The organism is Bacteroides sp. 11BF (genome assembly GCF_019633765.1).
Taxonomy (GTDB): domain Bacteria; phylum Bacteroidota; class Bacteroidia; order Bacteroidales; family Bacteroidaceae; genus Bacteroides; species Bacteroides hominis.
In genome coordinates this window covers 332,176-345,469 of sequence record NZ_JAFKPJ010000001.1, presented here as the reverse complement: position 1 = coordinate 345,469, position 13,294 = coordinate 332,176, and the positions used below count along the sequence as shown (strand labels likewise).

The window sequence follows — 13,294 nt, the reverse complement described above, 5'->3', positions numbered from 1 at the left end:
GAATTATATCCATTTAAACGGAAAGAATTAAGAATCCGCATATTACACAGATCGTTTTTCTCCCGTTACTGTAATTGAGTAAATCCCGACATTTCCGGATTTATACTTTCGGATCGTGTCTTCATCCAGATGTTCATATAACACTTCATCAGGAATAAGAACCGTTTTAGTCCTCGCAATACGAATATCCACAAAGTCGGCCTTTTCTATCTCCTGCAAATAATCTTCCTTTTGAATAGCACTTGCGATGCACCCTGCATACATCGCCGCATTATCAGTAAACTTTTTGGGGAATGTTCCATTAAGTACAACATCGGATATACAGAAATGCCCGCCAGGCCTCAGCACACGATAAATCTCTTTGAAAATAATATTCTTTTCAGGAAGCAGATTAAGTACACAGTTGCTCACAACGACGTCTGCCGTATTATCCTGTAAAGGCATATTCTCTATATCACCTTCCAAGAACTCCACATTGGCATATCCCCGTTTAAGTGCGTTGTTACGTGCTTTTGTTATCATTTGAGGGGAAAAGTCAATACCAATGACCTTACCGCTTTCACCTACTTCCGCACGGGCAATAAAGCAATCATTCCCTGCTCCCGAACCTAAATCAACCACTGTATCACCTTCACTGATATTGGCATATTGTGTAGGTAATCCGCAGCCGACCCCTAAATCCGCACCAGGTTCATAACCTTTCAGATTTGTATAGTCCTCACTCATTATGGTAAATACTTTTTTTGAAGCAGCCAAAGGGTTTCTACCGCAACAGCAACCTTTCAGCTCTTCTGCATTCAGAGCGAGCTCACTATAACGTTGTTTCACTAACTCCTTTAAATCTTGATTATTTTTTATCTGATTCTTTTCCATCTTGTTCTTATTTTTAATCATACTATAATCTTCCGTATCCAATATTCTTCATTAAAGCCCTATTGCAAGAATATCTGTTCGTAAATACACGAACATCTTTCGTAAAAAAATCCCTTTATCCACAACATGATGTCCCGGTACAGGTGCAATCGTTTAAAAACTCTACGAATAACAACCGGGCAAACTCCCAGTTCTCACGGTTGATGCAATACCGAACTTTAGGTGCTTCTATTTCTCCCTGAATTAATCCTGCATCTTTCAGTTCTTTTAAATGCTGTGAGACGGTTGCCTTGGCAATAGGCAACTCTTCATGGATATCCCCGAAATAACAACTATCCTGTTTCGCTAAAAAACTAAGGATAGCAATCCTCGCCGGATGTCCCATAGCCTTGGCAAAACGGGCAAGCTGCTCCTGCTTTTCTGTGTACTGCTTTGTTTTCACTTTATCATTCTCCCATTGTTTATTGTTCGCAAAACTACGAACAGATTCTGAATTGACAAAACGAAGCAGGTTCTTTTTAGGAATGATTAAGAATATCTTATACCGGTCTCCAAAAGCCAACTATATCTATTTCAATGAAAGATAACAATACACGTAAAAAGAGCTCTGAAATAAAAACTTCCAGAGCCCCTACCTCTTAAATACCTGTTTGTTACTCAACCACCATGATGCGGTCATTTAATCCCACTTTCGTATTTTCTTCCACAAAAATCTCTTTCACCACCCCATCGGCCACCGAACGAATTTCATTCTCCATCTTCATGGCGACCAACACACATAGCGGATCGCCCTTCTTCACTTCGTCTCCTTTCTTCACATAAGTTTTCAGGATAACACCCGGCATAGGAGCCACAACCACCTGACGTCCTACGACATCTGCTCCGTTACGGGCATTATGAATCTTTTCCAACTCCCCTTTCAGTTCAATCTGATAAAGTTCCCCCTTATTCATAATGGTATAGGAGGAATGGGAAGTCGGAGATATCTGTACTCCGTGCGAATGATGATTGATGATGATGGAATAGATAGAATCACCTCCTACATTATAGTCCACATCATATACTTTTCCGTTGACCGCCACTTTCTTCACAGGCCCGTCTTCCAGTATCTCCACTTTATATTCACTGTCGGGCACATCCTGTATCTTGGCATAATAGGTTGCTAATATTGTTGTCATAATCATTCTGAGTTTAATAGTTATTGGCAGTCATCTGCAACTTGCCGTAATATTTCCAAAGCGAATCTCCTACTACCGGAAGCGTAGTGGCGCGTGAAGCAGCCTCTTTTTCTTCTTCATAGTGCTTCAGCGCAGCAGCAATCACCGCTACAGTCGGATCGGTATTCTGCCTGCGCTTCAGGTCTTCCTTGTCGAAACGGGTGTCGATGAAAGTAGTATCGTATTCTCCTTTCAGGAAAGCCGCATTCTTCAACACACGCTGGTGGAAAGGAATCGTAGTCTTGATACCTAAAATCTTGTATTCTCGCAGTGCACGGGCCATATTCGAAATGGCAGAATCACGGTTACGCCCCCAACAACAAAGTTTGGCAATCATCGGGTCGTAATGTAGAGAAACCTCAAAGCCGGCGTAGGCAGCACTGTCCAAACGAACATTACGCCCTTCGGGAGCCTCACGGACAGTAATCACCCCGGGTGAAGGCATAAAGTTATTCTCAGGATCTTCGGCATAGATGCGGCATTCGATGGCAGCACCCCGAAATTCGACATCTTCCTGCCGGTAAGGGAGGCGATTGCCGGCAGCCACCAGAATCATGTCTCGCACTAAATCCACTCCCGTACACTCTTCCGTCACCGGATGCTCTACCTGCAGACGGGTGTTCATCTCCAGAAAATAAAAGTTCTGGTCTTTGTCCATCATAAACTCCAGCGTTCCGGCACTGTAATAGTTGATTCGTTTGCAGGCTTCCACTGCCACCTTCAGCATTTTGGCTCGTGTTTCGGGCTTCACAAAAGGAGAAGGCGACTCTTCGATCACTTTCTGGTTACGACGTTGAATGGAACATTCACGTTCGTACAGATGAATCACATTGCCATATTTATCGCCCAGTATCTGCACCTCAATATGATGCGGATTCTCGATATATTTTTCAATATAAACGGCATCGTTGCCAAATGAAGTTCCGGCTTCGGATTGCGAAAGGCGAAGTGCGGTTTCCATCTCCTCTTCACTGCGTACCAGACGCATACCTTTCCCACCACCTCCGGCAAGTGCTTTCAGCATGATGGGATAGCCTACTTCGGCAGCCACCTTTTTGGCTTCGGCAATGCCTTTCACCGGATCTTCCGTGCCCGGTACGATCGGTAAACCAGCTTCACGCATAATCCGGCGGGCCTCAGTCTTAATACCCATTCGGGCAATAATATCGGCACTCGGACCAATAAAGATAACCCCTTCTTCCTCACAACGACGGGCGAAGTCCGCATTCTCAGACAGAAAGCCATATCCCGGATGAATGGCAGCTCCCGTCTTTTTAGCAATCTGCAGAATCTTCTCCGGCTTCAGATAAGAGGTATCTTCCGGCGAATCGGAGATACAATAAGCCTCTTCGGCATAACGTACATGCAAGGCACCACGGTCTACGCGGGTATAAATAGCCACCGTAGCAATATTCATCACCCGACAGGTACGGAAAATACGCATGGCAATCTCGCCACGGTTCGCAACTAATATCTTTTTTATCATACGATGTTCTCCTCTGCTTTAAAGTGGAAGGTTTGAATGTTTCTTCGGTGGATTGGACTGCCGCTTATTAGCGAGCATCTCAAAACTGCGTATCAGGCGCATACGTGTAATGGCAGGGTCGATAACCTCGTCTACATAGCCCAATTCGGCAGCCCGGTACGGATTGGCAAATTTACTGCGATAATCATCCTGTAGCTCTTTTCTTTTCGCCTCGGCATCTGCGGCTTTGTCAATCTCTTTGCGGAACAGAATATTCACCGCACCGTCCGGCCCCATTACGGCAATCTCGGCAGTAGGGTATGCCAGATTCACATCTCCCCTGATATGCTTGGAACTCATTACGTCATAAGCACCGCCATAAGCTTTACGGGTAATGACAGTCACTTTAGGTACAGTGGCTTCGCAATAAGCATAAAGCAGTTTAGCACCGTTACGGATAATGCCGCCATACTCCTGATCCACACCCGGAAGAAACCCCGGCACATCGACCAGCGTGAGCAACGGAATATTGAACGCATCGCAGAAACGCACAAAACGTGCCGCTTTGATAGAAGCATTGATATCAAGTGTTCCGGCCAATGCCAACGGCTGATTGGCCACCACTCCTATCGTTTTCCCGTTCAGGCGGATATAGCCGATAACGATGTTACGAGCAAATTCTTCCTGTAATTCAAAGAAGCTATTATCATCCGCCACGGCACGGATCATCTCTTTTATATCGTATGGCTGATTGGGGTTGGTAGGCACGAGTTCCGATAGTTCGGGCGTAAGCCGCGTCGGAGAATCGGTGGTAGCCACAAACGGAGGTTCCTCCATATTATTGCCGGGCAGATAAGAAATCAGTTCACGGATGTAATTGATACATTCAATATCATTTTCGGCAGAAAGATGCGCCACCCCCGACTTCATAGTATGGACATCTGCCCCTCCCAGATCTTCTTTGCTGACCTCCTCCTGCGTAACACTTTTTACCACATCGGGACCGGTAATAAACATATAACCGGAGTTTTTGACCATCAGGATAAAATCGGTCAATGCAGGCGAATAGACTGCCCCGCCCGCACACGGGCCCATGATGGCACTGATCTGCGGAATGACACCCGAGGCTAAAGAATTGCGTAGGAATATCTCCGCATAACCGGCCAACGAACGGACTCCTTCCTGAATGCGGGCTCCTCCGGAATCGTTCAGTCCGATGATGGGTGCCCCCATCTGCATAGCCATATCCATCACTTTACAAATCTTCTTGGCATACGTTTCGGACAGTGCACCGCCAAAAACGGTAAAGTCCTGGGCAAAAACATAGACAAGCCGTTTGCCGATCATTCCATATCCGGTCACAACCCCGTCACCGGAAATCTTCTGTTTCTCCATACCGAAATCGGTACAACGGTGGGTTACCAGTTTATCGAGTTCAATAAATGACCCTTTCTCCAGAAGCAGGTCGATGCGTTCACGTGCCGTCAGTTTTCCGACAGAATGCTGTTTCTCGATGCGGGCGTCTCCGCCACCTTTTTCAGCTTGCCTGTTCAGTTCTTCCAGGCGATTGATAAGCTCTTTCATAGGCTATTATTTTAAAGTATATGTAAAGTTAGCATGTAAAAAAGAGAATAGATGTAATCCAAATTACAATTGCTTGTTTATTTTCATCCTCTTTCCCGGAGAAAATGAAAAGTTTGGAATCCCGACTTTATTAGGATAACAATTATTTGCTTAAAAATGTTAGCGTGCATGTCCTATAACATTATTTTGAGTATGAGTCAACAAACTTCCCCTCTCAGACGTTTAATCTCGCAAATAGTTTATGTAAAAACCTAGACCAAAATGAAAATGAGAACAATCAAACTTTTTTTAGCAGCATGCTTCCTGCTTGTGTTTGCCACAGGCATACATGCACAAGAGCAGGGAACAAAAACTTATCTGCCCAAGTTTGCCATCAAAACCAACGCCCTCTACTGGGCTACCAGTACTCCGAACCTGGGATTTGAAGTGGCTTTGGCGAAAAAACTTACTCTTGACGTATCGGGCAACTACAACCCCTGGAAATTCTCCAAAAACAGACAAATCAAGCACTGGCTGGTACAACCCGAACTCCGTTACTGGCTTTGCGAACGTTTCAACGGTAGCTTTTTCGGCCTGCACGGCCATTACGCCGATGTCAACATGAGCAATCTCGACATCTTCGGATTGGGCAACTACCGCTATGACGGTAAGATATACGGTGCAGGTATCTCTTACGGTTACCACTGGATACTCAAGAATCGCTGGAGCATGGAAGCTACCATCGGTGCAGGATATGCCCGCCTGAACTACGATAAATATGCGTGTGGCAAATGTGGTGAAAAGCTGGGACATAACAACAAGAACTATTTCGGCCCGACGAAAATAGGACTCAGCATTATTTATACTATCAAGTAAATCCCCACACACATTCTCCGGAACCAATTATAAAAAACTAAATCAATAGTAACAATGAAAAGAAAAATCATATATTTCCTCTTGGCCCTCGCAGTTGTTATGCCGGCCAGTGCCCAGAAATTCTTTAAAGATGCCATCAGTCTATCCGATGTTTCGCTGTGGCAACAAGGCAATTCGCTTTATGTAGACATGCAGATCGATATGAAGAATCTAACGGTCAGTCCCGAACGTATGCTCACACTTACTCCGCTCCTGACAGACGGACAGCACAACGTAGCGCTGGAAGAGATCATCATTAACGGTAAACGCCGTCAGAAAGCTTACTTACGCGGATTAGCCATCAGCCGCGAACTGCCTGCCGGTATCGTGGTACCTTATAATAAAAGAGAAGTACTCAATTATACCCAAGTGATCCCTTATGAACCCTGGATGGCAAATGCCTCACTGAATCTGGTTGAAAACCTCTGCGGATGCGGCAATAACGAAGAGATGCTCGCACAGGAACTGATCACCAACGATGTCTCTACCGAAGCCAAACGCCTGAGCGCCATGGTACCGGTGGTTGCTTATATTCAGCCTACCGTAGAAGTTGTGAAAAACCGTAGCGAGCAGTATGAGGCCCACCTCGATTTCCCTGTAAGCAAAGCTGTTATCCAACCGGAATTCATGAATAACCACAAAGAGCTGATGAACATTCATGCTATGTTCGACAAGATTCAGAATGACAAGAACCTGACAGTAACAGGAATCAGTATCGAAGGATTTGCTTCACCGGAGGGTCCGTTGAAATTCAACGAACAACTGTCGCAGAAACGTGCCGAAGCTCTGAAGAATTATCTGACTACCAACGAAAAAGTTCCCGGCAAACTTTACAAAGTAACTTTTGGTGGTGAAAACTGGGACGGATTGGTACAAGCATTGGAAAAATCGTCAATGAAGGATAAAGATAAATTTATCGGTATCATCAAGAATACGACTGACGATGCACGCCGCAAACAGGAAATCATGCGCGTGGACGGAGGCGTACCCTACCGTACGATGTTGAAAGAGATTTATCCCGGACTCCGCAAAGTGAACTGCAAGATAGACTACACCGTAGCCAACTTCGATGTAGAGCAAGGACGGGTGGTGATAAAAGTCAACCCGAAATACCTGAGTCTGAATGAGATGTATCAGGTAGCCAACAGCTATCCAAAAGGAAGCAACGACTTCGTGAATGTATTCGACATCGCTGTACGTATGTATCCGAACGATGAAGTAGCCAACCTGAATGCCGCCGCCGTATCACTGACCAAGAAAGATCTGGAAAACGCAATCAAGTATATGGATAAAGCCAACCATCAAACAGCAGAATTCATCAACAACGTAGGTGTATACAACTTCCTCAATGGAGATGTACAACGTGCTGTCGCTGCCTTCAACCAAGCTGCCCAGATGGGTAACGAGGCCGCTAAAGCCAACCTGCAGCAGCTGCAACAGATCTTGAATATGAAGAAAAAATAAATCCCCGCCATTGGGGTGTAGCCATCCGATGAAAAGGGTGTAGCTATCCGGACCAAAGGGTGTAGCCTTTCCATGCGGAGGGCTACACCTTTTTATTTAACGTGAGTTCGATATAACTTAAAACATAGAAAACTACCTGTCTTTGAAAAAATTAACATCAACTGCAGACTTCTTTTTAAAGAAACAGTAAGCCGCAATGGCAGAGTGAATTAGCAATAAAGTTATTATCACCCCATGGAACATTTTCCACGTTCGGCATGCCCTCTAAAAGTTTCATGAATCAGTATGCGTTGATTACAACACACACGAAGTGGGGTGGAATCCACGAAACGGCTGCAAGATATACGGTTTTGGAAAAAATGTACCAGATGTTTGCAAACATATTCCTTGTAATAATGCCTAAAACAACGGAAACCTCCCGAGTGGAATAAGATAAGGATGACCATGATTTCATCATCATTCATACGATTAGGTTTATTCCGGTTCATAAGTACCGGAATAAACCTAATCATATATTTTTCTTGCTATAATGCAAATTTATGGAGGAAATCGCCAACCAAACAATATATTTATGTAACTTTAGCCTCTGAAAATATAGCAGTAATTGTTTTTAATGTTATAATTTAGCACTATAAATTTAATACTTTTATCGCCACGTTACTATTATTCAGAGAAATAATTTAATACTTATATCGAACTCACGTCAAACTTAGGATAATGAAAAACACTTTGCTTGTATTATTATATCTTACATTGAGTTTAAATAATGTTTTTTCAAAAGAGATTCAACTCAAAGGTCAAACCGTAGATAGCTTAACGCTTGCTCCTGTTACGATGACGCTTGTAAGCGTTATCGACAACAACAATAAGATGCTGTTTACCGGTATGGTTGAATCGGAAGATGCCTCTTTTGCATTCGATAAGATCAAAATAGACAAAGGCGGTTGTCAGGTTGTAATAAGCAATAACGGATATTTTACTAAAAATATTGTTCTTGATGAACAAGCGATTGAACGGGAAATTGATTTGGGCGTCATCCCTCTGAAAGCGATAGAGCTCAGCATGGAGATGGATCAAGTAACCGTATTGGGTAATTACAGAACCCGGGTATCTGTAGACAAAACTTCCTATATTATCGACAGCCTCAGGTTAAAGAATGTATATACATCTACTGATCTTATGCGTAAGATACCGGAAATTGCTGTAGATGAACTAAGCCGGAAAATAAGAATTATGGGTAAAGAGAATACCCTTGTATTGCTTAATGGCGTGAATACCGGAACTTCGGTAGATATGCGCTCAATCAACTTCAGGGATGTGGAAAAAGTAGAGGTGATTACTTCGCCGTCAAGTGGCACGGAAGTGGAGTATGACGGTATTATTAATATCATACTCAAACCTAAGGCTCAAAAAGGCATTTCGGTTGATGTTGAAGAAACGCTGAAATTAGATTTACGCTCTAACGACACTTATGTGGGAGTAACGTGGGGATCGGACAAAGTGAGACTAAAAATGTCTTATGATAACTATTACCGTGCCAATCCATTCGATATCCAACAACAACGTACCGACCAATTAACGGACGAACTATATGGAAAAATTGGATATTCGGCTAAACCTTTTGAAATGACACATGACATCGGTCTTAATCTCGACTACCAAATAACCCCACGTGACTTTTTCAATATCACCACCAGCACTAAGCAGGTTCGTACTCGTAAAGAGATTGATTATTCAGCCTTCAATATCATTGACGGGAAGCAGTACGATCTTTCGCCGTTTAACACTCGTTTTGCCAATAGGTACTGGATGGGTAACTATACGTTATATTATCGCCATTCGATGAAAAATAAGGCGAAGGATTACTTTTCTATTAATGCCAATTTCGGCTTTATGGATGCGATTGAAGATGTTGATACTAAATATCAGGATGGAACTCAGCCTTTTATGAATCGTGAATTGGGAAATAAATTTTCGACTATGTTACGAGTAGAGTACAATAACGTTTTAAGTGACGTTTTTCATCTCAACACAGGCGTGCAAGGCTATTTTCAGGATTTTAAAGGTTCGCTCAACAATGAGCCGAACGAAAATAACCTGAAGAACTATCGTTGTAACCTATTTGCCGATCTAAACGCCTCTGTTGGCAAGTTTCAATTTAGAGTCGGTGCAAAAGGCGAAGTAAATGTAAACGAGTTTAAGGACAAAGCTTATGGCTCCAGTTCACAGTTTACACTTATGCCAACGGCTGCTGCTATAATGAAAATAAATAATGAAAACACTCTGAAAGCTGAATTCAAATACCTTACAAACTATCCATCAGCATGGATGATGGCACCGTATGAAATAAAAGATGACGAAAAGACCATATCACGAGGCAACCCCAATCTCAAACTCCAACAATACAAAGTGTTTGAACTAACATACACTTATAGAACGGATGCCATAACCATCAACACTATACCATACTATCATAAAAGTAATAATCTGATAGTAAACCAAATTTTACACGACAATGAGCTAAACACAATAAGCACATTTACAAACGGAGGTAAGCTTGAGAGAGCGGGTCTGAGAATCAATGGTTCACTCAACTTCCTTGGTGGAGCGATTAGCATTGACCCTGAGCTTAGTGCGGCTTATGAGACTATGGGCTACAATGGCGTTAAGCGAAGTAATTTTCTGTATAAACTCGGCGGAACTGTCATGCTTGCTTTTCCAATGGGATTCGGTTGCGGCACTTACGGATCATATAATAGTAAGACTCTTACTACTACAGGATATATAGCTCCACTTCGTTCAATTAACGCCATCTTCATAATGAAGCATTTTGACAAATTGAATCTCAACGTTTTTGCAGGCTATCAATCCATAGTGGAATCAGCAGAGGTGGTGCATACTATTAGTGATACTTATTCACAAAGAGACTATTTTAAGCTTAATTCAAAAGGTTTCATGCTCCGGATCAATTACTATTTCACGGCAGGTAAATCAAAACGGATGGAGAAGGTAAACACTTATTTCGATAATGATCGTAAATGAGTAAATGTAAAAAGTTTAAGTTTTATTCTCAATATAATGCGATGGATTGTGGCACAGCCTGCCTGGCTATGATCTCGTATTATTATGGCCATAATCTGACACGCGATAAAATTGCCGAATTATGGAATGGCGTATCTATGCTATCGCGCAATCTTTAATATAGTCGCAAGTCGACAATCCAAGAACTCACAGAAATTCAATTACTCCTTGCATTCTTCATTCAAATAAAAATCACTTTGTAATTCTTCAAAAATCACACAAAACGAAACAATAGATCTGAGTATATATTTCACATAGCTGCCATTGCGGCTTACTGTTTCTTTGAAAAGAAGCCTGCCATTGATGTTAATATTATCAAGGACAGGCAGCTTGCCATGTTTTAGATTATATCGAACTCACGTTATTTACCGCTATACAGCAAAAAAATAATTATTTCATCCGTCAAAACAGGTTCCGGTTTTGTTATATCAATATCTTAACTTAAACATCAACTATTAAAAACAGACAATTATGACACTGATCCTTGCTATCGTTCCGGTATTGCTCTTGATTGTATTAATGGCATTTTTTAAAATGCCGGGTGACAAAAGTAGCGTCATCTCCCTCATAGTAACTATGCTGATAGCTCTTTTCGGATTCCATTATGCGGTAGACAACTTGGTATTTTCATTCGTATACGGTGCACTGAAAGCGGTTTCTCCTATCCTGATTATCATCCTGATGGCTATCTTCAGCTACAATGTATTGCTGAAAACAGAGAAGATGGAGATTATCAAACAACAATTCTCTTCCATCTCTACCGATAAAAGTATCCAAGTACTGCTCCTTACCTGGGGTTTCGGAGGGTTACTTGAAGCTATGGCAGGTTTTGGTACAGCTGTCGCCATCCCCGCCGCTATCCTGATCAGTCTTGGATTCAAACCCATTTTCTCAGCTACCGTCAGCCTGATTGCCAATAGTGTGGCTACGGCTTTCGGTGCCATAGGTACACCGGTACTGGTACTTGCCAAAGAAACCAATCTGGATGTACAGGTGCTGAGTACGAACGTCGTACTGCAACTTTCCGTATTAATGTTCCTGATACCGTTGGTACTGCTCTTCCTGACCGACCCGAAAATAAAATCATTACCCAAAAACCTATTTCTGGCACTGCTGGTAGGCGCTGTATCTTTAGGCAGCCAGTACGTTGCGGCCCGATATATGGGGGCCGAATCACCGGCTATCATCGGCAGCATCTTGTCTATCGTCGTTATCGTTATTTATGGCAAACTGACCTCTCCCAAAAAAGAGAAAGAACAGAAAAGCATGTTGAAAGGTAAAGATATCCTAAACGCTTGGAGCATTTATCTGCTGATTTTGTTACTGATCATACTGACCAGTCCGCTTTTCCCAGGACTCCGAAGTACGCTTGAAAATAACTGGGTGACACGCATCAGCCTCCCCATCAATGACTCCAGCGTGAACTATACCATCGCCTGGCTGACACATGCCGGAGTTCTGCTTTTCGTAGGCACGTTTGTAGGCGGTCTGATACAGGGAGCCAAAGTGAAAGAACTGTTTGTCGTTTTATGGAACACGGTGAAACAATTAAAGAAAACGTTCGTCACCGTTATCTGCCTGGTGGGGTTATCTACCATTATGGATACGGCAGGCATGATTTCCGTGATTGCCACTGCACTCGCCACAGCCACCGGAAGTCTCTACCCTCTCTTTGCTCCGGTTATCGGCTGTCTGGGTACCTTCATCACCGGAAGTGATACATCCTCAAATATCCTTTTCGGAAAGCTGCAAGCCAGCGTAGCAGGGCATATCAATGTCAGTCCGGACTGGTTATCGGCCGCCAATACGGTAGGTGCGACAGGAGGTAAAATCATCTCTCCTCAAAGTATCGCCATCGCTACATCGGCAGGAAACCAACAAGGAAAAGAAGGAGAAATCCTGAAAGCAGCCATCCCGTATGCATTGGTTTATGTAATCATTACGGGAATCATTGTGTATATATTCAGTTAACCGTTTCCTAACAACATCGCCAAAAGCCTCCGGAATTCCCTTTTCAGATTGGAATTCCGGAGGCTTTTAGCGTAAAAGTACGATCTTTGTTTGCGAAACGAAGTACCCTTTACTCCAATATCGGGAATTTCCGAATAAGATGTCATGTAAAGAAAGGCCTCAACAAAAGCAGACAAAAAAGATCACTATTCAAGAAATACATTGTACTTTAGCGCCGAAATAACAAAAGAAACACTATGAATTGTATGAATCACCCTACGGAAGCAGCCGTAGCCCAGTGTACAGATTGCGGAAAAGGATTATGTATCCAATGTGCAAGCCAATTTAAACCTATTTTATGCGATGCTTGCGCTCAAAAGCGTAAAAAAGCACCATCCGCCACTATGTAGTCCCCTTGATTGCTTACACTGTTTTATTTATAATCGGCTACAGACTGAATTTTATGGCCACCAAAAGTTTCCCCGACACCCAGATATTAAGCGGATATATTCTGATGTCCCTTCTTTCAGGCTATCAGCTTGTGAACGTAATCTTTCCTTTCCATTTGACATCCGGAAGCACGGGCACTTGGTTGATCTACTATGTCTTCAAGTTAGCTCTTTATGCCATAGCCGGCTTCTTTACTGCGCCGTTTACCATCACATGGAATATCTACAAACTGGTTCGTACAACACGGCTAAAAATTTGACAAAGATCAGCCTAACAATTAAGAATCAATATGATCCATCAAAAAGTTCACCTCACT

11 protein-coding genes and 2 pseudogenes are annotated in these 13,294 nt (G+C 42.9%); 7 read left to right on the top strand and 6 right to left on the bottom strand.

Annotated elements, in window-relative coordinates; all coding sequences use genetic code 11:
- Positions 1-42: 42 nt before the first annotated feature.
- The 5 genes from arsM to JZY04_RS01435 form a co-directional block, all read right to left on the bottom strand.
- A complete protein-coding gene (arsM, locus tag JZY04_RS01455; protein WP_181996351.1) occupies positions 43-873 on the bottom strand; it encodes an arsenite methyltransferase in 831 nt (276 codons plus the stop codon).
- A 115-nt stretch (positions 874-988) separates the two neighbouring features.
- Complete coding sequence (locus JZY04_RS01450) at positions 989-1,315, bottom strand: helix-turn-helix transcriptional regulator (RefSeq protein WP_005776397.1); 327 nt, start codon at positions 1,313-1,315, stop codon at positions 989-991.
- Positions 1,316-1,526: 211 nt separating this feature from the next.
- The gene (locus JZY04_RS01445) at positions 1,527-2,051 is read right to left on the bottom strand and encodes a biotin/lipoyl-containing protein (protein WP_005809115.1); all 525 of its coding nucleotides are present in this window, start codon (positions 2,049-2,051) and stop codon (positions 1,527-1,529) included.
- Positions 2,052-2,064: 13 nt separating this feature from the next.
- Positions 2,065-3,576, bottom strand: coding sequence for an acetyl-CoA carboxylase biotin carboxylase subunit (gene accC / locus JZY04_RS01440; RefSeq protein WP_005786450.1), 1,512 nt, complete (start codon positions 3,574-3,576; stop codon positions 2,065-2,067).
- Positions 3,577-3,594: 18 nt separating this feature from the next.
- Positions 3,595-5,139 (bottom strand): acyl-CoA carboxylase subunit beta, encoded by a 1,545-nt coding sequence (locus tag JZY04_RS01435; protein ID WP_005776394.1) that lies wholly within the window; start codon positions 5,137-5,139, stop codon positions 3,595-3,597.
- Positions 5,140-5,406: 267 nt separating this feature from the next.
- On the opposite strand from JZY04_RS01435, the gene JZY04_RS01430 reads away from it, so the two are divergent.
- Together JZY04_RS01430 and JZY04_RS01425 are read left to right on the top strand one after the other, a co-directional pair.
- The gene (locus JZY04_RS01430; protein ID WP_032531925.1) at positions 5,407-5,994 is read left to right on the top strand and encodes a DUF3575 domain-containing protein; all 588 of its coding nucleotides are present in this window, start codon (positions 5,407-5,409) and stop codon (positions 5,992-5,994) included.
- A 54-nt stretch (positions 5,995-6,048) separates the two neighbouring features.
- The gene (locus JZY04_RS01425) at positions 6,049-7,497 is read left to right on the top strand and encodes a DUF3868 domain-containing protein (protein WP_122142397.1); all 1,449 of its coding nucleotides are present in this window, start codon (positions 6,049-6,051) and stop codon (positions 7,495-7,497) included.
- Positions 7,498-7,727: 230 nt separating this feature from the next.
- Here the strand turns inward: JZY04_RS01425 and JZY04_RS01420 are convergent.
- A pseudogene (locus JZY04_RS01420) lies at positions 7,728-8,066 on the bottom strand (transposase); the annotation flags it as partial.
- A gap of 265 nt (positions 8,067-8,331) precedes the next feature.
- On the opposite strand from JZY04_RS01420, the gene JZY04_RS01415 reads away from it, so the two are divergent.
- The 5 genes and pseudogenes from JZY04_RS01415 (at position 8,332) to JZY04_RS01395 (ending at position 13,237) form a co-directional block, all read left to right on the top strand.
- Positions 8,332-10,539, top strand: coding sequence for a TonB-dependent siderophore receptor (locus tag JZY04_RS01415; RefSeq protein ID WP_181996353.1), 2,208 nt, complete (start codon positions 8,332-8,334; stop codon positions 10,537-10,539).
- Positions 10,536-10,697 (top strand): cysteine peptidase family C39 domain-containing protein, encoded by a 162-nt coding sequence (locus JZY04_RS01410; protein WP_080714348.1) that lies wholly within the window; start codon positions 10,536-10,538, stop codon positions 10,695-10,697. Before JZY04_RS01415 ends, JZY04_RS01410 begins: the two co-directional genes overlap by 4 nt.
- Before the next feature lie 138 nt (positions 10,698-10,835).
- A pseudogene (locus JZY04_RS21425) lies at positions 10,836-10,922 on the top strand (IS982 family transposase); the annotation flags it as partial.
- 127 nt (positions 10,923-11,049) lie between these two features.
- Positions 11,050-12,549, top strand: coding sequence for an L-lactate permease (locus JZY04_RS01405; RefSeq protein WP_122142399.1), 1,500 nt, complete (start codon positions 11,050-11,052; stop codon positions 12,547-12,549).
- 442 nt (positions 12,550-12,991) lie between these two features.
- A complete protein-coding gene (locus tag JZY04_RS01395) occupies positions 12,992-13,237 on the top strand; it encodes a permease of the drug/metabolite transporter (protein ID WP_250707013.1) in 246 nt (81 codons plus the stop codon).
- Positions 13,238-13,294 lie beyond the last annotated feature (57 nt).